Raw genomic sequence first — 21812 nt, forward strand, 5'->3', positions numbered from 1 at the left:
CGTAGCGAGCCGCGCGGGATTAGCCTGATCACAGCGACGGATTCGTGGACCCATGCTCCAGTCGGCCCTTTCGAGCGAGACCACCCAGTTTCCCTGCGAGCAGACGCCGCTGCAGGACCTCATCGCTGCGGCGGTCGAGGATCGTTCGACGCCCATCAGCCGCCTCCTGCGTCTGATGTCCGCCCTCGACGCCGACGCGACGGCGAACCAGAATCTGCGTCATCAGCTCCGCGCCCGCATCGGTGCCCCCTTGAGCGCCTGATCGATTCGATCCGGGTCCGCGCCATCCTGCGGCGCGGCCGAGCCGTCCCGGATACAGTCCACTCCTAGCGTCTGCGATCACGCACGCGCCGCGTGGCGGCGGGTTGCAGGCGCCGCATGCACGACATGTAGATCTGGCGGCCGATGGCATAGAGACCGAGTCCCTTCGGGTCCGGCGTCACGAACACCTTCGCCCGGGCCTCGTTGCGACACGCCGCATCCTGCGGGCTCTGGATCGGCGTAGACGCCCCCTGGGCGAGGGCTGGATGCCCCGATCCGGCAAATCCGCCGAGAATGGCCGCAGCCATCACGATCCCTGCAACACGCCCGCCGATCCTGATCATTGTGAGGTTCCCCCGTCGTTCGGAACGAGCGTAGCAGAACCTTGGCCGCAACCGAGTGCGGATCACTGACACCGCAGGATCAGGGCATCACCCAGGCGCATCGACCCGCGTCCGAAAGTGTCAGGCATTCGAACGGCGCCCCACCGATCATCGCCCTCTGCTCGGCCGCCCCCACTTTGTCGCGCGCGACGAGGCGGCAGCCGGAATGCCGGGGGAGGCGCGTGACGGCCGCCGCATGATCGGTGCCGCCATCGCCCATCAACAGACGGAGCCCGACCAGGGTTTCGCAGGCGACGACCGGCTGTGCGGGCTCGGGCGCGGCCCGTGCGCTTCCCGTGAGAACCAGCATCAGGGCGCCCATGGCTCCGAGGATTCGTCTCATCGCGGTGCCTTGTCCTGTGTTCCCTTGTCCGTCGCGGTCTTGTCCATCGTGGTCTTGTCCATCGTAGTCTTGCCGGATGCGGCCTTGCCGGTCTCGGATTGGGTCCGGCGGCCCGGACGCGTCGGCTCGGCCGGTGCGACGGACCCGGCGATGGTCCATTGGCACACGCTGGTTCCGCGCACCGTGACGCAGTCGTAGGCGTGTCCGTTGAGGGCGGCATGATCCGCGAGGGCCACCACGGTCTCGCGCCCGAGGATCGCGCACCCGAGGTGATCGGCCTTGTCGTCGGAGAGATGGGCGGCCGCCTTAGCCGGATCGTTGGCGGTCTGCCGCAACAGAATGCGCAAATTCGCGAGCGAGGCGCAGCCGATGACGGCCGGCGCCGCGGGGGCCGCGACGGGGGCGGGGGCCGCGACGGCAGCCGAGCACAGCAGGAGCATCGAAAGGGCGAACCGCATGGCCAACGGCGTATCATGGGCGCGGCGCGGGCGGAACATCGGGATCAGGGCCGCCGAAGCTTGCCGAAGCGCTTCACCGCGCGCTCCCGGCGCAGGCGCGACAGACGGTCGATCCAGAAGATGCCGTCGAGCTGGTCGACCTCGTGCTGGAGGCAGGCGGCGCGGAACCCGGCCGCGCTCTCCTCCTGCTCGGCTCCGTCGAGGTCCCGGTAGCGAAGGCGGACCTGGGTCGCGCGATCGACCAGATCGGTGACGCCCGGCATCGAGACGCTGCCCTCCATCTGCGGCGCGCGCTCGGGCGAAGTCCAGACGATCTCGGGATTCACGTAGGTGGTCGCGGGATCACCGGGCTCCAGTCGAACCACCATCACCCGTTGCGCGCGTCCGAGATGGGGCAGCGTGAGACCGAGCGCCGACACGGCCTTCAGAGCTTCGAACAGATCGGCGGCGGCACTGCGCAGGGAATCGTCGAAGACGCGGACCGGTTCGGCGGGCAGGCGCAGGCGTGGGTCCGGGTAGAACAGGAGGGATCGAGCGGGCACGGCGCGACTCCGGTGCGAGAAGGGGTTCAGGCAGGGCTGATCTCACCTGCCCTCGACGTAGGGATGGGCCGGTGTGATGGCGCGGCCCTTGCGGCGGTATCCGAACGTCACCGCTTCGGACGGTGACGGGGCAACGATGAGGATACCGAATGGCGCGCACCCGGCACGATGCAAAAGCTCCGACGACGAACGGCGCCCGGCGCGGCGCCCACGAGTACGGCGAGGTGATCCTCCTCAGCCTGACCAGCGTGCTCGGGCTGCTCTGGGCCATCGTGCTGGTGACGCATTTCCACGCGCCCTTGAGCGGGTTCGGGCAGTCGCTCTGGCTGATGCGCTAGCGCCGGCGAGCGACTCCGCCGGTCAGTACTCCCACTCGGCCCCAACGCCGACGGCGGTACGGCCGTCGCTGCCGGCTTCACCCTGGATCTTGATGCGGCGCGTCACGTCGTAATCGACGGTGGCCGCCGTGTCGGCCGGCTTGGCACCGGCCTTCACGCCGACGCTGAGCCGGTCGCTGAGATAGCGAGAGGCACCGACGGCCGGCCCGCCGCTCGCCCCCGTCGAGATGTCCAGGCTGTCGAGGCCGAGCCCCTTGCGAGCCTGCTCGAACACATCGACGCCGCCGGCGCCCCCCGAGAACTGGGCCACGGCCTGGGCGAGTTGCAGGGCCTGGAACGGCGACAGGCCGCCGGACGCCTTCTTGAACAGCAGGCGCGACAGCACCTCGTCCTGCGGCAGGGTCGGGTCCGAAGTGATGGCGAAGACCGGCTGGCTCGCGGGGCCCGTCACGGCAATGCGGGCGGTGATCTCGGCGGCCTTGGTCTCGGCCAGGAAATCCAGATCCGGCTGCGCGATCTCGCCGCCGAAGGTCAGGCGTCCCCGGGTGAAATCGAGGCGCTGGCCGACGACGCTGAGACGGCCGCGCCGCATCTCGAAATCGCCCGTCGCGACGGGGTCGCGCGAGGATCCGGTGAGGCGCAGCGCCCCGCCGAGCTCGGCATCGATGCCGCGTCCCCGCACGAAGATGCGGTTGGGCGCGTTCACCGCCACATCGAGGGTGGCGTCGAAGGGGGGGGCGGCCTTACCCCGCCGGCGTCCGGCCGCAGCGACTGCGGCCTTGCGGTCGGCCCGGGCGGCGAGGCGGGCGCGGACGTCCGGCGGGGTGTTGACGTGGCGTACCCCCTCCAAGGGCTTCACGCTTGCGGGCAGGCGATCCGGCACCGTGACATCGACGGAGACGAGATCGACGCGGCCGGACACCTTCGGGGTCCTGGCGAGGGGACCGGTGAGGGCGAGGTTGAGGCTCGCCACCGCCGTCATCAGCGGGCTGGAGACGAGTTCGGCCCGTTCGGCATTGAGGCGCAGGCTGCCGGGAAAGCCCGCCGCAGGCTGGAGGGCGACGCGTCCATCGGCCCGCAACGTGCCGCCGTTGCGGGTCAGGGCGGTCAGGCGCTCGACCACCAGGGTGTCGCCGCGTCCGGTGACGCGGCCCTCGATGTTGGTGAGCCGGATGCCCTGGAGCGGGTCGGTGAAGGACCCGCCCGTGAGCGTCGCGGTGCCGTCCGCGCGGGGGGCCGCGAGGGTGCCGGACACCCCGGCATCGAGGGCGACGCGACCCGTGACGCGCTGACCGCCGACGCTGAGCATCGAATTGGCGAGGGCGGCCTCCAGGGTGCCGCGGAGCTTCAGCGCGATGGCCTCGCCGGCCGCCACCGGGACAGACCCCGAGACGGTCATCTCGGCGCCGCGCCCGGCCGAGACGCGCCCCTCGATGCCGGCGCGCCCGTCCGAGAGGGTCCCGCTCGCCTTGGCGTCGATCGGAGGCAGGCCGGCCTTGCGGGTCTCGGGCGTCACGAGGCGGGACAGGGTCAGGGCGTAGTGTCCCTCCGGCCGCTGCGACGTGCCCCGGAGATCCGCTTCGCCGTCGAGGGTGCCGGTGAGGGCGAGGCTCGGGGCTGCGATGCGCGCCATGGCGAGCGGTACGGCGCGGAGGCCGAGCTTGAGGTCCAGGCGCGATCCGGCCTGGCCCGACAGGCTGACCCGACCCGACCCGGCGGCGATCACGAGGTTGTCGATGAGCGCGCCGCCGTTCGCGAGGGTGATGGTTGCGGGCTCGGCGAGGGCGAGACGGTCGCCGCCGCGCGTGGCCGAGAAGCGGGCGAGTTCGATCCGGGTCCGATCGGCGGGGACGAGGCGCGCGGCGCCGTCGAGGTCGAAGCCGCGCGCCTTCGCCGTCAAGGTGATGTCGCTGGCGCTCGGAGTTCCGACGGCCGCGAGGCGCACGGTGTCGAGGGTCTCGCCGGAGACCACCACCCGGTCGGCGTCGACCCGGCCGTCGACGACGGGGCGGGCGCGAAGGTCACGGCCCGTGAGGTCGGCATCGAGGCGGGCGAGGCCGACGGTGCCCGCCCGGAGCGACGCGGCCTTGGCACGGATCGCGGCATCCTGGCGGCCACCGATGCGCGACAGGCTCACGGCGGCCTCGAGGCTTCCGCCGAGGGCGGTGAGGGCCAGGGGCGAGAGGTCGTCGAGGTTCGCCGCCGTCACGCTGAGGTTTCCTTCCGTGAGAAAGGAGCGCGCATCGACGGTGGCCCTGCCGGTGACTGAAACGGAGCCGAGGCTGAAGGCGAGGCGGTCGAGGGACCAGTCCTGGGGGAGACGGGCGAGGTGGGCGTCGCCGCGCAGGGCCTTTCCGGCGACGTCGCCGTTCAGCTTCACGATTCCGTCCAGGGCGCCGGTGAGGTCGCGGAGCGTCGCCTCCAGGCGCAGGTCGCGGATGGGCCGCCCCTGTGCGCGCAGATCGTCCCCCGTGACCGTCGCGGTGAGGTCGGGCTTCTCCAGGGTGCCGGTCAGCCGGCCGTCGAGAAGCGCCCGGCCGGACAGATTGGCATCGACGACGGAGAGGTCCTTGAGATCGACCAGGAGCTTGGCGTCGGCCAGGCGGGCGGTGGCGCGGCCGTCGAGGCGCGCGACCATCTCGGCGCCCTCCAGACGTGCGCCGTCGAAGCTGTAGCCGTCGTAGACCTGGGCGAGGCGGCCGGTGAACCGTGGGGTGCGGCCGAGCAGGCCGTCGAGGGCCGGCACCGAGAGGGCGAGGCGATCGGCCCGGACATCGACATCGGCGGTCACGGCCTTGCGGGCGGGGTCGCCGCCGAGCTTGGCCTGCGCGGTCAGGCTCCCGGCGAGGGAGCGGCCGGCGACCTCGGAGAACGCGGCGAGATCGGAGAGCGTCGCATCGACGGTCCCCGTCAGGGTGTTCTGGCCGACACTGCCCGCATACGTCGCGCGCGCGGTCGGTCCGTCGATCTCGAACCGGGCGACGTCGACGATCCCGCTGGGCTGGAGCGTGCCGCGGAACACGAGGGCGGCGCGCGCTCCGATGGCGCGGCGCAGGGCCGGGTCGGCGAGGGACAGGCCCTCGACCTTCGCGTCGGCGCTGAGGGCGAAGCGCGTCGCCGCGGCATCCGGCCCCGTCGGCGCCATGGCGACGGTTGCGTCGATCCGGTCGAGGGCGTTGCCATCGGCGCGCAGGCCGGCGGCCTTCAGCACGCCGTTGACGGCCGGACGGGCGATCGGCCCCTTCAGGCTGCCGTCGAACACGAGGGTGTCGAGTTCGGCATCCCCCGCCTTTGTAGTGCCCCCCTCCGTCGGCACGGCGCGCGCCGCGACGACGAAATCCGCGATGCGGTCGGGGGTCAGGGACCCGCGCGCTTCGAGGCGCGCCGTGCGCGAGGTGAGATCGAGCCGGTCGATGCCGAAGGCGCCGCTGTCGGAGAAGCGCAGGCCCCCTTCGAGCTTCGTCGTGCCGGAGAACACGGCGGCGGCCGGGCCGGGCAGCAGCCCCTCGATGCGCGAGGCGAGATCCAGGGCGAGGCGCCGGTCGGTGCCGATGCGCGAGATCCGGGCCGTACCCTTGGCGCCGAGGTCCGGTCCGGCATCGAAATCGAGGCGGGCGTTCCACGAATCGAGGGTCCCGCGCCCGTCGAGGTCGAGGTTGATCGCCGGATGGCCGGGGAGGTTGGCGCCCTTCGAGAGCAATCCGCCCGCCGGCTCGATCAGGGTGGTCTTGAGCTCCAGGGTCTCGCCCTTGGGCACGAACAGCAACCGGGCCGTGAAATCGCCGGCCGCGTCGAGGCGGCGAACCTTCAAATCGAGATCGAGCCCCTCGGACGGGGCGCCGAGCTTGGCCCGTCCGTCGGCGGCGAGGCGCGCCGGCTGGCCGGCCAACGCCTCGCCGAGCACGAGTTCGGCGAGCTTGAACGCCTTCACCTCGACCTTCACCGGCAGGTCGGGCAGCAGCGAGCCGTCCGGCTCCGGCTTGGCCGAGATGGGAGCGGGCAGGGGGCGGCGCAGAACCTCGAGGCGGCCGACCTCGAGGCTGTCGATCTCGAGGCGGCCCGAGAACAGGGCGAGGCGCCGCCAGACCAGGCGCGCCTTGTCGAGCTTCAGCCAGGCGCCGTTGGCGTCGCTGATGACGACATCGCGGATGGTGGCGTCGGAGGACAGGGCGCCGTCGACGGCACCGATCGCGACCTGCGAGCCGGGGGTGGAGAGCGCCTTCGAGAGCAGGCCGCCGAGGACGGATTTTTCGGCTTCGTCCGCGTGGGTCGGAACCGCGGGACCAAGAGTCACGACGGCCACCACCACCAGGACGGCGCGGACCGGTGCTTTTCCGCCGCGCGCGGAACGGGCCGTCGGACGGCCGCGGACTCCCCCGAAAAATCCCATCAGAACGATTGTCCCAGGCTGATGTAGAGGGCCACGGGGCGCTCGCGGTTGCCCTTGATGCGGTCCAGGGGGAAGGCGACGTCGACGCGGATCGGGCCGATGCCGGTGTAGTAGCGCAAGCCGAGCCCCGCCGCGTAGCGGATGCGCTCCTCGAAGTCGGGAACGCTCGACGCGAAGGCGGTGCCGGCATCGAAGAACGGCACCACGCCGATGGTGTCGGTGACCTTGATCCGGGCCTCGAACGAGGCCTCCAACAGGCTGCGGCCGCCGATCGGCAGGTTGAACGGACCGCGCGGACCGAGCGTCCGGTAGGGGAAGCCGCGCACGGAGCCGCCGCCGCCGGCGAAGAACCGGATGTTGGCGGGAATCTCGTCGAGGTTCGCGCCCGAGATCGAGCCGAAACCGATGCGGCCGGCGAGGATGTAGCGGGCCTCGTCGTCGAGCGCGTAGTAGGTCGAGCCCTGCGCCTTCGCCACGAAGATCGACGGGTCCGAGCCGAGGAAGCCCGCATAGGGCGTCGCCGACGCGATCACCCGAAACCCCTTCGTCGGGTCGAGGAGGTTGTCGGTGGAATCGTAGTTCACCGAGACCGGCACGCCGACGAGGCGGTAGTCGACCTTGCCGAGGGCGTCCTGCGAGCGGCCGGCCTGCCCGTCGATGCCGACCTGGGCGAAGAACGCGTCGGAGAAGCGGTGGCGGATGCCGACGGTGCCGCCGGCCGCGTCGCTGACGTACGATTGCTGCGCCTCGCGGCCGACGAACAGGTTGGCGACGAGGTCGTTGCGGGTGCCCCACAGGGCCGGCTTGACGAAGGTCGCCGAGAGGCGACCGCCGAGGCCGTTGGAATCGATGCCCGCGAGCTTGCGCTGCGTCGCGTAGAGGTCGTTGCCGAGGTAGTACACGTCGGCGTCGAGCCGCAGGGTCTCGCCGCCACCGAAGAGGTTGCGGTTGGCGTAGTAGGCACGGATGCCCGGACCGTCGACGGTGGAGTAGCGGGCCGCCACACCGATGAGATTGTGGTCGCGCTCGGTCACGTCCACGAAGATCGGCAGGTTGCCGGCGGGATCGAGGGCCTCGCCCTCGCGCACCCGGATCGAGCCCAGGGCCTCGACCTTGGCCACCGACCGGCGGATGTCGGCGATGGCCTTGGGCGAGTAGGGATCGCCCGGCTCGGCATAGATGAACGAGCGCACCACCGCCGGATCGAGGCCCGTGGTGCCCCGCACCGCGACCTCCCCGAGGCCCGCGATGGGACCCGGATCGATGGTGAACCCCACATCCATGACGTGGGCCGTGTCGTCGACCACGGGATCGCGCGAGACCGCCTTGGCGAAGGGGTGACCCAGCGCCCGGAAGCGATCGACGATCTTCGCTTCGCGGGCGAGCACCGTCGCGGAACGCGCCGGCACGTCGCTGTCCACACGGGTGAAACGGGGCGGCAGCACCTCCTCGGGAAAAGACCTGCCGGAGGGATCGCGGGCGCCGACGGTGCGCAGGGTGTAGAGCGGACCGGCCGTGACGGAGATCCGAACCGGCACGAGGGCGCGGGCGCGGGAGCCCTCCGCGGCACCGGCCGCGGCGGCGACGCTCGACTCGCCCGTCAGCGTGACCCCATCGATGCGGATCTGCACCGTGCCCTGATAGTAGCCGTAGCCCGAGAGCACGTCGGCGAGGCGGCGCTGGTCGGCCTCGGCCCGGCGCACCAACCCCTCGCCGTCGGGCGGTGCGTCCTGGCGCAGGCGATAGAGGGTCGAGGTGTCCTGCAGTGCCCGCAGAACGTCGTCGTCGTCGATCCCCTGGAACTTGACCGTGTAGGGCAGGGCACCGGCGCTCGGAACCGGGGGCTCCTCTTCGGATCCGAACAGGCCGAACAGATCGAACGCGGCCGCCGGCCGCGCCGCGATCCCACCGCCGGCGAGTCCGAGCAGAACGGGCAAGGCAGCATACGCCAGCGCGCGCGCAACGGCGGGACGCGAACCGGACCAGACGATTCTCACGAACGGCACATCCCGTTCCGTCTTCCGGTTCGTCCTGCCATGTCGATCGTTTCCCGGACTGGTCTCGGACCGGTCCTGTTCGCTGCCGTCATCCCGCCCCCGCTTCGATGCCGGTCCATACTAACCGTGTCGATCCGTCTCCGCGCGGTTAAACAGGCGCGACATGGCCGTCTCCGCACGATCGTGAAGCATCCTGCTGTGAAGCATCCTGCCCGATCGGTGACGTGCCGCCGATCGTCGTGGTTCCCCGGCAGATACGCCGTTCGGCGCGTCGTCGTGCAGAAGCCATCCAGCGTAGCCATCATGCCACACCGGGGCAACCGCAACGGGAGGCCTCAACTCTGGGGTGGATGGCCACCATCCTCGGGAAGTCATCCTTGGAAGTTCTGCGCGCAACGCCGAGAAACGACGACCCGCCATGCGGCCGAGACCAGCCCGAACAATTGTGCGGTCGTGCGGGAAGACCATCAGGCCTCCGTCGGTGGGGGCGAAAACCCGGATCGGCGGGGAACCCGACAAGCCTTCGCGCCTTGTCTGTGCGTCGCAGGCTTCATACATCCGATCTGTCGATCCAAGGCCGCCCCAAAGGGTTCGTGCATTCCCTCGGTCCTTTTCGGACCGTGCGGGGATGCTGCCTCGATCCGCCACAATTCACCGAACCTGCGGTCTGGGTTCCGCGCGTCATCGTGCGGGAAGGGCAGATACGACTTCACTGGACGAAAGGATAAGCCATGAGCACGGGCACCGTGAAATGGTTCAACGAGACCAAAGGCTACGGCTTCATCCAGCCGGATGACGGCAGCAAGGATGTGTTCGTGCACATCTCCGCCGTCGAGCGGGCCGGAATGCGCAACCTGATCGAGGGGCAGAAGATTTCTTACGAGATCGAGAGCGACCGTCGCACCGGCAAGCAATCAGCGGGCAACCTCCAGGCGGCCTGAGGCTCCCGTCGATGCCTCCCGGTGAGGCATCGATTCAACATACCGACGGGAAGCCGCTCGTCACCGGGCGGCTTCTGTTGCTTCCGCACCTGCGTTGGGGCATTGGCACCCCCGATCGACCCGAATTTTCAGCTGTTCTGTTTCACCCTACGGTCGCCCACCCCATGCGGTGCGTCCGGCCGCGACATGCCACGAGAAAGGTCAGATGAGCGCCTTCGACTACAGGAATTTCGACGACCGCCGAAAGAACTCCGCCAGCGCCAAGCAGATGCTGCTGGAAAAATTCAAGGCCCGCACCCCGGCGGATGACCCGGACATGATTGCGAAGGCCGAGGCCCGAGCCGCCGTTGCACGTGCCCGCGAAGAGCGGGCCCGGGAACGCGAAGCCGCCCGGATCGCCGCCGAGCGCCAGGCCGCGGAAGAGAAGCGGGCCCGCGAAGAGGCCGAACTCGCGGCGCAGATCGCTCGCGAAGAAGCGGAAGCACTCGCCGCCGCAGAGCGGAAGGCAGCGGAACTGGTCGAGAAGAAGGCCGCGCGCGACGCGCGTTACGCCGCCCGCAAAGCCAAGGCGCGCCGCTGAACGGGTGCCTCGGACATCGAGAGGAAGGGGTCGATGGTGTCATCGGCCCCTTTTTCGTGTCCGATCCGGCGTCGCTCAGGCTTCGGTTTCGGTCTCGGATTCGTTGGTCTCGACGGCTTCGTTCTGACCCTCGGCGACCTCGCCCTTCGGCTCGGTGTCGGCCTCGGGGCGCGGTCCGGCCTTGAACGAACGCCGGGGCGCGTTTCCGCGCTTCATCTGGGCGGGCTTCTCGATGGCGCCGAGCCGCTCCGAGAGGCGTTTCGCGCGCTCGTTGAAATCGTCGGTCGTGCGCGACTGGGATGCACCGCTCTTGAACGCGTTCGCCACTGGGGCCTCATGGAGTTGCCCAGGGCACGGAGTCGTGCGGGGTTGGCCATTCCCTAGCACGCTTCGCCCCATCGGTGGGGACTATCTTCGCGACAGTGGCCGTGCGCGCCTTGCGGCCGGGCGTCCCGTTGGCGAAACTGTCCTCACTCCCCTCAGCGAACGAAGGATTGTTCCCATGGCCGATGCGACCGCCGAGATGGTTCCCTGTGCCTGCGCCGACTGCGTCTGCAAGGTGAAGACCGGCACCGGGATCGAGCGTGACGGAAAGACCTTCTGTTGCGAAGCCTGCGCCGACGGCCATGCGTCCCATGACGGCTGCGGACATTCGGGCTGCGCCTGCCACGGCTGAACGACCGGACGGCGTGGGGCGGGTCGCCGCCCTACGCGCTCCTGATCACGGGGTCGGCCGCCTCCTTCGGCAGGCCGGCCTCGCGGGCCGACTCCGTTCCTTTCCCGCCCGCCGCGTTGCCGAGGGTTCCCTTGCCCACGGTGCGGCGTGCCCGGAAGGCCGGACGCACCTCCGTCTCCTTGCGCTTGAGCATGGCGCGATACTCGTCGCGTCGCTCGTGGATCGAGGCGATGACCAGGCCCATGGGAACGCCGACATCGACGAGGACGGCCTCCGACAGTTGCAGGGACGCCTCGATGGTCTCCGGCACCGCGTCGTCGACGCCCATCTCGTAGAGGGCGGTGGCGTGGCGCGCGTCGCGGGCGCGGGCCACGATGGTGATGTCGGCCCGCTCCGCCCGCGCCGCCTCGACCACGGCCTCCACCGCACGCGGGTTGTCGAGGGTGACCACGAGGGCGCGCGCATTGGCGATGTCGCAGCGGCGCAGGAGTTCGGCGTTGGCCGAATCGCCGAAATAGACCGGATTGCCGAGGCGGCGGTACTCCGAGACCCGGGCGGCGTCGGCATCGAGGGCCAGGTACGGGATCTTGTGGCGGGCCAGCATCTCGCCGACGAGGCGCCCGACCCGGCCGTAGCCCGCGATGATCACGCGGTTCTGCTGCTTGTCCGGCACCGGCTCGGCCCGCGCCCGCCCGAGTGGGCCGCGCGACATCCGCTTGCCGAGCCGCCGGGCGAGCACGGCGAGCGCCGGAATCGCGATCATCGTCACGGTGGTGACGATGAGGGCGGCTTGCCCGACCTCCTCGGGCACGAGGTTTCCGGCGAGCGCGCCCCCGATGAGCACGAAGGCGAATTCGCCGCCCGGGCCGAGCAGGAGCGCCGCCTCGAGGCCGACGGCGCGCGATAGCCTGAGGAACCGGGCGGCCGCGACGATGATCGCCCCCTTGATCAGGATCAGCCCCAGGGCGAGGCCCAGGATGGCGCCCGGCGCCGACATGAGCTGGGCCGGATCGAGGTTCATGCCGACGGAGACGAAGAACACCCCCAGCAGCAGGCCCTTGAACGGATCGATGGTGGCCTCGATGGCCCGGCGGTACTCGGTCTCCGCCAGGAGCAAGCCGGCCACGAAGGCGCCGAGCGTCATGGACAGGCCGGCGGCGGCAGCGGTCAGGGCCGTCCCGATGATGACGAGGAGGCAGGCCGCCATGAACAGCTCGGGCGAGCGCGTGCGCGCCACGAGCTGGAACAGGGGCCGCAGGGCGAGCCGCCCCGCCACCACGATGACCACGAGGGCCACCACCGCCTGACCGAGGGCGAAGGCCAGCGCGGCCCCGACATCGGCGCCGTCGCTGCGCCCGAGCACCGCGATGGCGAAGAGCACGGGGGCGACGGCGAGATCCTGGAACAGCAGGACCGCGAAGCTCGCCCGGCCGGCGGGCGTGTTGAGGCGCTTCTGCTCGGCCAGCACCGGCAGCACCACGGCGGTGGAGGACAGCGCGAGGGCAAGCCCGACGATGATCGTGGCCGCGAGGGGCACGCCGAGGGCGAACAGGATCGCGCCGATCACCACGGCGGACGCCACCACCTGGATCGAGCCGAGACCGAAGACGAGGCGGCGCAGGGTGCGCAGGCGCTCCCACGACAGCTCGACGCCGATCATGAACATGAGGAAGATCACGCCGAACTCGGCCAGATGCGCGATCTCGGCGCGGTTGGCGATGGTGACGGCGGACAGCCACGGCATCGCTTCGGCGAAGCGGCCGAGACCGAACGGACCCAGAAGCGCGCCGGCGCCGATGAAGCCGAGTACGGGCGAGATGCGCAGGCGATGGAACAGCGGCACCACCACGCCAGCGGTGACGAGGAACAGGATCGCTTCCTTGTAGGAACCGGCGTGCATGTCCGTCATGGAGGCTGGGGATTTCCTTGAGCCGTGATGGGTGGCCGGAGGATCGTCGGCCCCGCAGATCATGCGGGGGGAGGGCGCGGACGCGCAATCGGATTGTCCTCCGAATTCGTCGAAACCGACGCCCGGCAGAGTTGCACCGAAGACGCACCCCACAGCGCGGCGCAAAATCGGCACAATGGCCGCTTAGCCGGGGGCGTAACGGAATGTTAAGTCCCACGTTCGTCGCGTTTCGAGACACGAGTGCCCCATGCGAAAGACGCCGCCCAGCCGGGATGTCCAGCGCGAGCGACGCGAATGGCGTCGGGAATCCGACCGGTGGACCCACGAGCGCCACGTCGAGAAGGGCTACCGCATCAAGTGGGGCTACGTCGGCATCGCCTACCTGGTGGAGTTCATGGTCATCGGCGCATCCCTGTGGGGTGCCTGGCTGTTCGCCGGGGTCTACAGCGACGGCGACTCGAAGGCGTTCTACTTCATGCTGCTCGCGCCGCTGGTCTACGCGGCGGTGGAGCTGTGCCGGGTTCCGCTCGGCATCCTGGCGCGGACGCAGCGCTCCTACGCCATCCGGATCATGGCCATCATCGGCATCGTCTTCGCCGCCGGCGTGACCACGAAATCGGTCTCGCAGCTCGGCGAGATGATGTTCCACCCCCGCCTCATGGACGCGGCCAAGGCCAAGACCGCCCTCAAGGACGCGCAGGCCGACCGGGCGACCATCGACGGGCGGATCGCGGCGGCCGATGCCCGGGTGACGCAATACACCACGGAACTCGACCAGATCGAGAAGCGCGCGGCGGAGAACGCCAGCCAGCTCTCGGCCCTGCCGGCCCAGCGCTGCGAGCGGGTCTCCGGCACCAACAGCCGGGGCCAGCGCTACTCGAACCTCAAATGCGTCACCGACCCGCGCACGGCGACCCTCAACGCCAGCGTCGCCAAGGCCGGCAGCGATCGCGCCGGCGTCACGAAGGCCCTGGAGGAGGCCCGGCAGGCCCGCAGCGCCCTCGACCGGGGTGTGGTCGACCGCAAGGTCGCGGATGCGGAGCAGGCCTACCGCAACTCGGTCAACCGCTCGCAGCTGCACTCGTTCACCGCCATGGTGTACGGGGTCGATCCCATCGATGTGACGGATGCGCAGGTTCACGCCTTCCTGCGCATCTTCGTGTTCGTGCCGGCCCTGTGCGCCGCCTTCGCGTCGACGATCCTCGCCCTCTGCGCCGTCTCGGTCCGCAAGACCTTCATGGACGAGGACGACCTCGGCGCCACCGTCGATCCGGCGGCGACCCCCTACATGCTGGACTCCATCACCGACGCCCTGCGGCAGGAGATCGGGTTGGCTCAGCCCAAGCCCCCGCGCGAGGCACCTGAGCCCCAGCGTGAAGCGAACGCCGCCTCCGGCGAAGTCATTCCCATCGACCGGCGTCCGCCGGCCCAGGTGACCCTGCCGGCCAGCGCGGGAGCGGGCGCATGAGCATCCACACCACCGGCACGCCGGAGAACGTCGTCCTGGCGCAGAACGTCAACGGGCGCCTGCGCGCGGAGACGAAGATCATCGCCGCCCGCGCCTTCCTGTTTCGGTCGCTGGGCTTCGGCGCCTTCTGCGCGCTCGCCGGCATCGGTCTGGGCGCGGCCTCCTACGGCTACGCCACGATGAACCAGTTCGACACGGCGGCGGAAAAGATCGCCGCCGCCATGCAGGCGGCCCTCTCCGACGTGACCCTGAAGACCAAGGGTGAGGTCACGCTCACCGACAACGTCCTCAAGCTCGAAGGCGGGATGCCGAAGCCCGCCGCCACGCCGACCCCGACGAAGGCCCAGCTCGGCAACGACGCGGCGCCCGCCTCGAAGGCCATCGTGAACACCACCTTCACGGTGTTCAAGCAGGTGCCCTACATGGACGGCCAGATCGTCACCGGCTGGAACTTCCGGGCCAACGAGGACCAGCCGTTCCAGCAATATTGCTACTTCTCCCGCCGCACCAACGAGGCCAAGGGCCAGGTCGAGATCAAGATCGATCTCGCCATGGACGGCAAAACCCTGCCGCAGCCGCAGAAATCCGACGTGAACCTCGGCATCCTGGCCTCGAACTGCGTGTGGCACGACGGGAAGACGCTGTGAGCGCGATCAGTCGGATTTGTGGGCGTCATCGGCGCGTATCGGATTGAGGAAGGGGAGGTCGGCGAAGTCCCGTTCGTTGTCTGTCACGACAAGGCAGGCATGGACCTCCGCGATGGCGGCGACGATCATGTCGAGGGCGCTGCGGGGCCGGCCTCGACGCCGGCCCTCGGCCATCAGGGCCGCCCAGGCGAGAGCGGCCGCCCCATCGAACGGCAGGACCCGGCCGGCGAACAAGGCCAGCGGCCCCTCAGGCCCCGCGAACCACGCTTCCAACCCGTCGCGCCGGCGTCCGACCGGCAGTTCGAGGATGCCGCGCCGGATCTCCGCGACGGTCAGGGCGCTGATGAAGAGGGACGTGTCGGGCCGTTCGGCCATCCAGGCGATCAAGGATGTGGACGGGACCGGCTTGACGAGGTTGCTGAGGATGTTGGTATCGAGGAGGTAGCGCGTCACAGGTCGATCCTGCGCCCTTCCTCGTCGGAGCGCGTCAAGTCGAGGTCGAGCCCAACGAGGGGCGAGCGCCGCAGGGCGGCCAGAATCCCACCCGTCTTCGGCGCCGATTCGTCCAGGACCGCGGACAGCGTGGCGCGCAGCCGGACAGCGGCAGGACCATCCTCCGTGAGGCGACGGGCGAGGGAGCGGATCAGGGCACGGTCGGCCTCGCGACCCATCACCTCGAAGCGGGCGATGCCGCGCTGGGTCAGGCGAGCCCGGTAGGCGCCGAGCGCCCGCTTCTGGGATGTGTTGTCCATGGCCGGTCTCCACTCTATATCCAGATATATATCCGGCACGCCCGAGCGAGACAAGAAGCGGACCCGGCGCCGTTTTCGCCTCCCTCGACCCGCACCATCGCCACGGACCGATCCCATGCGCTTTTCCGGCACCGCCGACTACGTCGCGACCTCCGACCTCACCACGGCCGTCAACGCCGCCATCGTGCTCGAGCGGCCGCTGCTGGTGAAGGGCGAGCCCGGCACCGGCAAGACGGTCCTGGCGGAGGAGATCGCCAAGGGTCTGGGCGCGCCGCTCCTGACCTGGAACGTCAAGTCGACCACCAAGGCCCAGCAGGGGCTCTACGAATACGACGCCGTCTCGCGCCTGCGCGACAGCCAGCTCGGCGACCCGCGCGTGTCCGACATCGGCAACTACATCCGCCGCGGCAAGCTGTGGGAGGCGTTCACCCATCCCGAGCGGCCGGTGCTGCTCATCGACGAGATCGACAAGGCCGACATCGAGTTCCCCAACGACCTCCTGACCGAGCTCGACCGGATGGAGTTCCACGTCTACGAGACCGGGCAGACGATCCGGGCCGAGCGCCGGCCCATCGTCATCATCACCTCGAACAACGAGAAGGAGTTGCCCGACGCGTTCCTGCGCCGGTGCTTCTTCCACTACATCCAGTTCCCGGACGCCGAAACGCTGAAAGCCATCGTCGAAGTCCACTACCCCGGCATCAAGCACCGCCTCGTCGAGGAGGCCTTGCGGGTCTTCCTCGAGACCCGCGCGGTGCCGGGCCTGAAGAAGAAGCCCTCCACCTCCGAGTTGCTGGATTGGCTCAAGCTCCTCGTCTCCGAGGACGTGACGCCAGAGACCCTGCGCGAGCGCGACGGCCGCAAGCTGATCCCGCCGCTCCACGGCGCGCTCCTCAAGAACGAGCAGGACGTGAGCCTGTTCGAGAAACTCGCCTTCATGATGCGGCGGGAAGGGCGGAGCGGCTGAAGGCGCTCACGTCCGATCGCGTTCGGGATTAAGCTGCCTCCAGCGGACCTATGGCCGTCACCGAGTGGGAGTGCATCGCAATGGCCGAGGGCGAGCGCGTGACGGTCTCGATTTCCCGAACCCCTCGCGACCCAGATTCGTTCGGCCGTGCAGGCTGGCGAGTACGCGTCGATGAGCGACGCCGTGCAGGATGCCGTGCGCCTTTGGTCCGACCGGCGCGTTCGCGGCGAACGGGACGTCGCGGATTTGCGGCGGGCCTGGAATGCCGGCAAGGCCGCTGGGACGCACGGCAAGCTGGACTTCGAGGATCTTCGCCGCGAGGCCCGCGACCGGCTCGCGGCCACGCACGCGCAAGGCTTCCGGACGTCCGATGCCGGTTGAGGTCGTTTGGTCGATTCTCGTGCGGCAGGATCTGCTCGACCATTACCTCGCGATCGGCGCCGAGAACCGGCTGGCCGCCGAACGGATCTACGACCGCATCGAACTCCGGTCCCTGCAGTTCATGGACCATCCGCGCATGGGGCCACGCCGACCGGACATTCGCCCGTCGACGCGGGTTCTCGTGGAAGCGCCGTTTCTCATCCTGTACGAGACCTCGCCCGACCGCGACGAGGGACCGGTCGTCACGGGGGAAATCGTCCGCGTCATCGACGGGCGGCGCGATCTCGAACGTCTGTTCTAAGGCAGCCCTTCCGAACACGCCTTCGCGACCCAGATAGCGCCCATCGCCGCGTTCCATCCCCAGCAGCGGACCCGCTTCCATGAAGATGAAGAAACTCGGCCGCACCGGCCTCGACGTCTCGCCGCTCTGCCTCGGCTGCATGACCTACGGCATTCCCGAGCGCGGCCCCCACCCGTGGACCCTGAACGAGGAGGCGAGCCGGCCGCTCCTGCGCAAGGCCGTCGAGATGGGGATCAACTTCTTCGACACGGCGAACTACTATTCCGACGGGACCAGCGAGGAGATCGTCGGCCGGGCGCTGAAGGAATTCGCGCGCCGCGACGACCTCGTCATCGCGACGAAGTGCTATTACGGCCTCAGCGACCGTCCCAATGCCGGCGGCCTGTCGCGCAAGGCGATCTTCGCCGCCGTCGATGCCAGCCTGACGCGCCTCGGCACGGATTACGTCGACCTCCTGCAGATCCACCGCTGGGATTACGCCACGCCCATCGAGGTGACCCTGGAGGCGCTCCACGACGTGGTGAAGGCCGGGAAAGCCCGGTATATCGGCGCCTCGTCGATGTATGCGTGGCAGTTCGCCAAGGCCCTGTTCCTCGCCGACCGCCACGGCTGGACGCGGTTCTCGACCATGCAGAACCATTACAACCTCCTCCACCGCGAGGAGGAGCGCGAGATGCTGCCACTCTGCGCCGATCAGGACATCGCCGTGCTGCCGTGGAGCCCCCTCGCACGTGGGCGTCTCACCCGCGACTGGGACGTGTCGAGCGCCCGCCAGGAGACGGATCTGGTCGGCAAGCGCCTCTACGACGCGACGGAAGCCGCCGACCGCGCCGTGGTCGAAGCGGTGGCGGCCATCGCCGAGGCGCGCGGCGTTCCCCGGGCGCAGGTGGCGCTGGCCTGGGTCGCCCAGAAATCGCCCGTGACGGTCCCCATCGTCGGCGCCTCGAAGCCCGGGCACCTCGACGATGCCGCGGCGGCCCTCGACCTCGCGCTGACGCCCGAGGAGATGGCGACCCTGGAGCGTCCCTATGTTCCGCACGCCGTGGTGGGCTTCAACTGAGAGATCGACGATGCTCCGTGTCCTGCTCCTGCGCCATGCCAAGTCCGATCGCCCGGCCGGGGTGATCGACCTCGACCGGCCCCTCAACCCCCGCGGCCGGCGGAACGCGCCGCTCATGGCCGGCTATCTCGTGACCGAGAACCTGCGGCCCGACCACGTGGCCGTCTCGCCGGCCCGTCGGACGCGGGAGACCTGGGAACCGGTGCAGGCCGCCCTAGGTGCCCCGGACGCGACCATCGTGCCGGACATCTACGAGGCGCCCGACTCGGCCCTCTTGAAGGTTGTCCGCGCGACGCCCGATTCGGCACGCTGCCTCCTCGTGGTCGGCCACAATCCCGGCCTGCAGGACGTGGCGCTTCGCCTCGTCGGGTCCGGCCCGGCCGCGGCGCGCGACCGCCTCGCCGAGGGGTTCCCCACCGGGGCACTGGCCGTCCTGGATTTTGACGTCGAGACCTGGGCCAAGGTCCGCGCCGGCGCAGGGCGATTGGAGCGCTTCGTGGCGCCCCGCGATCTCGATGCCGACGAGGCGGCCTGAACCCGAGCCTCCACCTCTCATTGAACCGTTGCGGCGCCGGGCCGTTTCCCCGATCCCCGGTCAAGCTTTTCGCGTGTCGTGCTCCTCGCATCCTTCCTGATCCTGACAAGCTTGGCGTCGTCCCTCGCGGGCGGCCTCGAAACCGTGCGTCAGGGCCTGTCCGGACCGGCGCGGGATCCGGCGGCCGTCGCGGCGAAGCCCGTGGATGCGCCGCGCTTCGTGCCCGAGAGCCGTGCCGTCTCGAACTGGCGGATCGAGGCGGGCGAGGCGCTTCGCCCGGTCTCGCTCGCCCTGGCGGCACGCTGGTCCACGACGGAGCCGGCCTTCGTCGCCCGCTGCGTCAAGCTCAACAACTACTGGTGCATCAAGTCGGCGCGCTGGTCCGGCGAGATCGGCGCCGATGCCGAAGGTCATACGGGCTTCGCCACCGCCGCCGACGGTGCGGATGCGGCGGCCGGCCTGCTTCGACGCTACTACCGCGATCTCAACCGGCGCACGGCCCTTTCCATCGTCAGGCGCTGGGCTCCCGCGGAATGCCGGGGCACGCCTGCCGCAAGCCCGCGGGTGTCGGGTCCGGTGGCGCCGCGCGGCCTCGGCGGAACCCTTCGGGCGCGCTTCCTCGCCCGCAACACCCGGGCGGGGATGCCGCGCCGGGCGCTGGCATCACGCGGCGGCCCCCTCAGGGTCCAGCCGTGGTCGCCCCTGGCGCGGATGGGCGGACGGGTGCCGCCGGCACCGGATCGCAAGGCTCAGCCCGCGAGAGGACCGGCTCCGAAAGCCGAGGCTACCGGAGGCCGAAGCTCCAGGGTCCAGGGCTCCATCGCGGCCGGACCGGCCCCCACGCCGCGGCACGGGCTACTGGTCCGCCCCTCCGAACTCCTGGTGAAACCGTCCGTCCTGATTGCCAAACCGTCGGTGCTCCTCGTCGAACCGAGTGCGGTCCTGGGCAACGCGACCCGTGCGGTGGAGACTGCGACGGCTCAGTTGCAGAAGCGGTTCGTCACGGAATCCGCCGCGCTCCCGCCCATTGCCGCGGGCCTCGGCGCCCTGCGCCCCCTCGATCTCACCGTGCCGGCACCCCTGTGCAGCAACGACGAGACCCGCATCCGCAACTACGCCGCGCGCATCGCCGGCAGTGTCGGCCTGAAGGTCGAGGACGATCTCAAGCTGTTCGGGCCGGACGGACGCCCGTTGCCCGCCCTGCGCGCGGTGATGCTCGCCATGTCGAACGTCGAGCTCGGCACCCTGCGGGCCGGCCCGGCCCTCGTGGACGCGGCCGTCGCCCGCCTGGATGCCGGAACCCTGGCGGCCATCGGCCCGCCGGCCCCGACGCCGTGAGCCGTGACCTTGCGGGCCGGGTGCCCCGGCGCCACTTCAGCCCTGCGGGATCTTCTGTTGGACTTCCCGCCGTTTCTCCCCGCCCACCATCGAGTCGTTCATGAACAGCTTTGCCGCGCGTGCGGGTTCCGCGGTCAAGGCCTTCGCCGAGGCGTCGAGCGACCTCCTGATCCAGCCGACGCTCCGGCTCGGCGTCACCGGCCTCGCCCGCTCGGGCAAGACCGTGTTCACCACGGCCCTGATCCACCACCTCGTGGAGGCCCATGCCCTGCCGGCCTTCGCCCCGGCCCACGAGGGCCGCCTGCGTCGCGCCCGCCTCGTGCCCCAGCCCGACGACGACCTGCCGCGCTTTCCCTTCGAGGAGCACGTCACGGCCCTGACGCGGGACCGCCTGTGGCCGCGCTCCACCGACCGGATCAGCCAGTTCCGCCTCGCCATCGAGTACGAGCGCAAGGGCAGCTGGCGCTCGGGGCCGGGCACCCTGATGCTCGACGTCGTCGACTATCCCGGCGAATGGCTCCTCGACCTCGCTCTCATCGACCAGAGCTACACGGCGTGGTCCCGCGCCACCATCTCCGGCACCCGCCGCAGCGGTCGCGCCGCCATGGCCGCCCCCTGGCTCGACACCCTGAAGGGCCTCGACCCGAGGGCGCCGCTCGACGAGATGGTGGCCGAGCGCGCCAGCACGGCGTTCAAGGCCTACCTCTCCGCCCTCAGGGCCGGGCCGGAATCCGTGGCGACCACGCCGCCGGGTCGGTTCCTCATGCCGGGGGACCTCGCCGGCTCGCCGGCCCTGACCTTCGCGCCGCTGGACGACCTCACGGATCCCCTCGATCCCGGCAGCCTCGCGGGGCTGATGGAGCGGCGCTTCGAGGCCTACAAGGCCAAGGTGGTCGAGCCGTTCTTCCGCAACCACTTCCAGCGGGTCGATCGGCAGATCGTGCTGGTCGACGTGCTCGCCGCCGTCGATGCCGGCCCGGCCGCCCTGGCGGAGCTCGAGGAGGCGCTGGATTCCGTGCTCCTCAGCTTCCGCATCGGCCGCAACACCATCCTGTCGCGGCTGTTCGCGCCGCGCGCCGAGCGCATCCTGTTCGCCGCGACGAAGGCGGACCATCTCCACCAGACCAGTCACGACCGCCTCGACGCGCTCCTGCGCCTCCTCGTGTCGCGGGCCATGCGCCGGACGGAGGCCGCGGGCGCCCGCGTCGGCACCGTGGCCCTCGCCTCCGTGCGCGCCACCCGCGAGACCACGATCCACGACGGGCCGGAAGTGCTCCGCGCCGTCTCGGGCACGCCGGAGGCCGGTGAATCCGTCGGCAACGAGACCTTCGACGGCTTGAGCGAGGCGGCGATCTTCCCCGGCGAACTCCCCGAGCGACCCGAGGCGGTGCTGGAGGGCGCGGTGCCGCCCGGCTCCCTACGTTTCCCGCGCTTTCGCCCACCCCTGGTGAAGCCCGACGCCCTCGGACGCCCCGGTCACCTGCCGCAGATCCGCCTCGACCGGGCGATGCAGTTTCTCCTCGGCGACAAGCTCTCTTGAGACCC

24 protein-coding genes are annotated in these 21812 nt (G+C 70.3%); 14 read left to right on the forward strand and 10 right to left on the reverse strand.

What is annotated here, in order from left to right:
* Window positions 1–52: 52 nt before the first annotated feature.
* A complete protein-coding gene (locus ASF27_RS04125; RefSeq protein ID WP_056174713.1) occupies window positions 53–262 on the forward strand; it encodes a hypothetical protein in 210 nt (69 codons plus the stop codon).
* 64 nt (window positions 263–326) lie between these two features.
* Here the strand turns inward: ASF27_RS04125 and ASF27_RS04130 are convergent, their stop codons facing one another.
* The 4 genes from ASF27_RS04130 to ASF27_RS04145 form a co-directional block, all read right to left on the reverse strand.
* Complete coding sequence (locus ASF27_RS04130) at window positions 327–569, reverse strand: hypothetical protein (protein ID WP_056174715.1); 243 nt, start codon at window positions 567–569, stop codon at window positions 327–329.
* A gap of 115 nt (window positions 570–684) precedes the next feature.
* Window positions 685–987, reverse strand: coding sequence for a hypothetical protein (locus ASF27_RS04135; protein WP_244480919.1), 303 nt, complete (start codon window positions 985–987; stop codon window positions 685–687).
* Window positions 984–1445, reverse strand: coding sequence for a hypothetical protein (locus tag ASF27_RS22635; protein ID WP_200918686.1), 462 nt, complete (start codon window positions 1443–1445; stop codon window positions 984–986). Before ASF27_RS22635 ends, ASF27_RS04135 begins: the two co-directional genes overlap by 4 nt.
* A 44-nt stretch (window positions 1446–1489) precedes the next feature.
* A complete protein-coding gene (locus ASF27_RS04145; RefSeq protein ID WP_056174719.1) occupies window positions 1490–1987 on the reverse strand; it encodes a peptide deformylase in 498 nt (165 codons plus the stop codon).
* A 149-nt stretch (window positions 1988–2136) separates the two neighbouring features.
* Here ASF27_RS04145 and ASF27_RS04150 point away from each other — a divergent pair, with 149 nt between their 5' ends.
* A complete protein-coding gene (locus ASF27_RS04150; protein ID WP_056303448.1) occupies window positions 2137–2325 on the forward strand; it encodes a hypothetical protein in 189 nt (62 codons plus the stop codon).
* A 22-nt stretch (window positions 2326–2347) separates the two neighbouring features.
* Here ASF27_RS04150 and ASF27_RS04155 read toward each other — a convergent pair whose 3' ends face one another.
* Together ASF27_RS04155 and ASF27_RS04160 are read right to left on the reverse strand one after the other, a co-directional pair.
* Window positions 2348–6715, reverse strand: coding sequence for a translocation/assembly module TamB domain-containing protein (locus ASF27_RS04155; RefSeq protein WP_056357992.1), 4368 nt, complete (start codon window positions 6713–6715; stop codon window positions 2348–2350).
* The gene (locus ASF27_RS04160) at window positions 6715–8652 is read right to left on the reverse strand and encodes an autotransporter assembly complex family protein (protein WP_244474194.1); all 1938 of its coding nucleotides are present in this window, start codon (window positions 8650–8652) and stop codon (window positions 6715–6717) included. Before ASF27_RS04160 ends, ASF27_RS04155 begins: the two co-directional genes overlap by 1 nt.
* Window positions 8653–9443: 791 nt before the next feature.
* Here ASF27_RS04160 and ASF27_RS04165 point away from each other — a divergent pair.
* Both ASF27_RS04165 and ASF27_RS04170 read left to right on the forward strand, forming a co-directional pair.
* Entirely contained in the window at window positions 9444–9653 is a 210-nt protein-coding gene (locus ASF27_RS04165; RefSeq protein ID WP_056174725.1) for a cold-shock protein, read from the forward strand.
* A gap of 205 nt (window positions 9654–9858) precedes the next feature.
* Window positions 9859–10233: a DUF6481 family protein gene (locus ASF27_RS04170; protein WP_056174727.1), complete on the forward strand. Its 375-nt coding sequence runs from the start codon at window positions 9859–9861 to the stop codon at window positions 10231–10233.
* A gap of 75 nt (window positions 10234–10308) precedes the next feature.
* On the opposite strand, the gene ASF27_RS04175 is transcribed toward ASF27_RS04170, so the two are convergent.
* Window positions 10309–10560 carry a hypothetical protein gene (locus ASF27_RS04175; RefSeq protein ID WP_056174729.1) on the reverse strand — a complete coding sequence of 84 codons (252 nt, stop codon included), beginning with the start codon at window positions 10558–10560 and terminating at the stop codon, window positions 10309–10311.
* Window positions 10561–10735: 175 nt separating this feature from the next.
* Here ASF27_RS04175 and ASF27_RS04180 point away from each other — a divergent pair, with 175 nt between their 5' ends.
* The gene (locus ASF27_RS04180) at window positions 10736–10909 is read left to right on the forward strand and encodes a metallothionein (protein WP_056094491.1); all 174 of its coding nucleotides are present in this window, start codon (window positions 10736–10738) and stop codon (window positions 10907–10909) included.
* Window positions 10910–10940: 31 nt separating this feature from the next.
* On the opposite strand, the gene ASF27_RS04185 is transcribed toward ASF27_RS04180, so the two are convergent.
* Complete coding sequence (locus ASF27_RS04185; RefSeq protein ID WP_056357995.1) at window positions 10941–12818, reverse strand: cation:proton antiporter; 1878 nt, start codon at window positions 12816–12818, stop codon at window positions 10941–10943.
* Window positions 12819–13065: 247 nt separating this feature from the next.
* Between ASF27_RS04185 and ASF27_RS04190 the strand changes: the two genes are divergently transcribed.
* Window positions 13066–14286 carry a hypothetical protein gene (locus ASF27_RS04190; RefSeq protein ID WP_056357998.1) on the forward strand — a complete coding sequence of 407 codons (1221 nt, stop codon included), beginning with the start codon at window positions 13066–13068 and terminating at the stop codon, window positions 14284–14286.
* Window positions 14283–14933, forward strand: a complete 651-nt coding sequence (locus ASF27_RS04195; RefSeq protein ID WP_056174735.1) for a hypothetical protein — start codon at window positions 14283–14285, stop codon at window positions 14931–14933. The genes ASF27_RS04190 and ASF27_RS04195 overlap by 4 nt, the downstream gene beginning before the upstream one ends.
* 6 nt (window positions 14934–14939) lie before the next feature.
* Here ASF27_RS04195 and ASF27_RS04200 read toward each other — a convergent pair whose 3' ends face one another.
* Window positions 14940–15386 (reverse strand): PIN domain-containing protein, encoded by a 447-nt coding sequence (locus tag ASF27_RS04200; protein WP_056261711.1) that lies wholly within the window; start codon window positions 15384–15386, stop codon window positions 14940–14942.
* Complete coding sequence (locus ASF27_RS04205; RefSeq protein ID WP_056358001.1) at window positions 15383–15685, reverse strand: hypothetical protein; 303 nt, start codon at window positions 15683–15685, stop codon at window positions 15383–15385. The genes ASF27_RS04200 and ASF27_RS04205 overlap by 4 nt, the downstream gene beginning before the upstream one ends.
* Window positions 15686–15800: 115 nt before the next feature.
* On the opposite strand from ASF27_RS04205, the gene ASF27_RS04210 reads away from it, so the two are divergent.
* The 7 genes from ASF27_RS04210 (at window position 15801) to ASF27_RS04240 (ending at window position 21807) form a co-directional block, all read left to right on the forward strand.
* On the forward strand, window positions 15801–16652 hold the full coding sequence (locus tag ASF27_RS04210; protein WP_056174741.1) for a MoxR family ATPase: 852 nt from the start codon (window positions 15801–15803) through the stop codon (window positions 16650–16652).
* Window positions 16653–16823: 171 nt separating this feature from the next.
* Complete coding sequence (locus ASF27_RS04215) at window positions 16824–17033, forward strand: hypothetical protein (protein WP_082478822.1); 210 nt, start codon at window positions 16824–16826, stop codon at window positions 17031–17033.
* Complete coding sequence (locus ASF27_RS04220) at window positions 17023–17334, forward strand: type II toxin-antitoxin system RelE/ParE family toxin (protein WP_056358004.1); 312 nt, start codon at window positions 17023–17025, stop codon at window positions 17332–17334. Before ASF27_RS04215 ends, ASF27_RS04220 begins: the two co-directional genes overlap by 11 nt.
* 79 nt (window positions 17335–17413) lie before the next feature.
* Entirely contained in the window at window positions 17414–18394 is a 981-nt protein-coding gene (locus ASF27_RS04225; protein WP_056174745.1) for an aldo/keto reductase, read from the forward strand.
* 10 nt (window positions 18395–18404) lie between these two features.
* The gene (locus tag ASF27_RS04230) at window positions 18405–18929 is read left to right on the forward strand and encodes a histidine phosphatase family protein (RefSeq protein ID WP_056261717.1); all 525 of its coding nucleotides are present in this window, start codon (window positions 18405–18407) and stop codon (window positions 18927–18929) included.
* A 78-nt stretch (window positions 18930–19007) separates the two neighbouring features.
* Window positions 19008–20267 (forward strand): hypothetical protein, encoded by a 1260-nt coding sequence (locus tag ASF27_RS04235; RefSeq protein WP_056358008.1) that lies wholly within the window; start codon window positions 19008–19010, stop codon window positions 20265–20267.
* 100 nt (window positions 20268–20367) lie between these two features.
* Window positions 20368–21807 carry a YcjX family protein gene (locus tag ASF27_RS04240; RefSeq protein ID WP_056358013.1) on the forward strand — a complete coding sequence of 480 codons (1440 nt, stop codon included), beginning with the start codon at window positions 20368–20370 and terminating at the stop codon, window positions 21805–21807.
* The last annotated feature ends 5 nt before the right edge of the window (window positions 21808–21812 follow it).

Source organism: Methylobacterium sp. Leaf102 (genome assembly GCF_001422425.1).
In the GTDB taxonomy this organism is placed as follows: domain Bacteria; phylum Pseudomonadota; class Alphaproteobacteria; order Rhizobiales; family Beijerinckiaceae; genus Methylobacterium.

Bases quoted from the DNA above. Each gene is read 5' to 3' on its own strand.
- ASF27_RS04125 (WP_056174713.1), top strand. From the start codon at position 53: ATGCTCCAGTCGGCCCTTTCGAGCGAGACCACCCAGTTTCCCTGCGAG.
- ASF27_RS04130 (WP_056174715.1), bottom strand. From the start codon at position 569: ATGGCTGCGGCCATTCTCGGCGGATTTGCCGGATCGGGGCATCCAGCC.
- ASF27_RS04135 (WP_244480919.1), bottom strand. From the start codon at position 987: ATGAGACGAATCCTCGGAGCCATGGGCGCCCTGATGCTGGTTCTCACG.
- ASF27_RS22635 (WP_200918686.1), bottom strand. From the start codon at position 1,445: ATGCGGTTCGCCCTTTCGATGCTCCTGCTGTGCTCGGCTGCCGTCGCG.
- ASF27_RS04150 (WP_056303448.1), top strand. From the start codon at position 2,137: ATGGCGCGCACCCGGCACGATGCAAAAGCTCCGACGACGAACGGCGCC.
- ASF27_RS04155 (WP_056357992.1), bottom strand. From the start codon at position 6,715: ATGGGATTTTTCGGGGGAGTCCGCGGCCGTCCGACGGCCCGTTCCGCG.
- ASF27_RS04165 (WP_056174725.1), top strand. From the start codon at position 9,444: ATGAGCACGGGCACCGTGAAATGGTTCAACGAGACCAAAGGCTACGGC.
- ASF27_RS04170 (WP_056174727.1), top strand. From the start codon at position 9,859: ATGAGCGCCTTCGACTACAGGAATTTCGACGACCGCCGAAAGAACTCC.
- ASF27_RS04180 (WP_056094491.1), top strand. From the start codon at position 10,736: ATGGCCGATGCGACCGCCGAGATGGTTCCCTGTGCCTGCGCCGACTGC.
- ASF27_RS04185 (WP_056357995.1), bottom strand. From the start codon at position 12,818: ATGACGGACATGCACGCCGGTTCCTACAAGGAAGCGATCCTGTTCCTC.
- ASF27_RS04190 (WP_056357998.1), top strand. From the start codon at position 13,066: ATGCGAAAGACGCCGCCCAGCCGGGATGTCCAGCGCGAGCGACGCGAA.
- ASF27_RS04195 (WP_056174735.1), top strand. From the start codon at position 14,283: ATGAGCATCCACACCACCGGCACGCCGGAGAACGTCGTCCTGGCGCAG.
- ASF27_RS04205 (WP_056358001.1), bottom strand. From the start codon at position 15,685: ATGGACAACACATCCCAGAAGCGGGCGCTCGGCGCCTACCGGGCTCGC.
- ASF27_RS04210 (WP_056174741.1), top strand. From the start codon at position 15,801: ATGCGCTTTTCCGGCACCGCCGACTACGTCGCGACCTCCGACCTCACC.
- ASF27_RS04215 (WP_082478822.1), top strand. From the start codon at position 16,824: ATGAGCGACGCCGTGCAGGATGCCGTGCGCCTTTGGTCCGACCGGCGC.
- ASF27_RS04220 (WP_056358004.1), top strand. From the start codon at position 17,023: ATGCCGGTTGAGGTCGTTTGGTCGATTCTCGTGCGGCAGGATCTGCTC.
- ASF27_RS04225 (WP_056174745.1), top strand. From the start codon at position 17,414: ATGAAGATGAAGAAACTCGGCCGCACCGGCCTCGACGTCTCGCCGCTC.
- ASF27_RS04230 (WP_056261717.1), top strand. From the start codon at position 18,405: ATGCTCCGTGTCCTGCTCCTGCGCCATGCCAAGTCCGATCGCCCGGCC.
- ASF27_RS04240 (WP_056358013.1), top strand. From the start codon at position 20,368: ATGAACAGCTTTGCCGCGCGTGCGGGTTCCGCGGTCAAGGCCTTCGCC.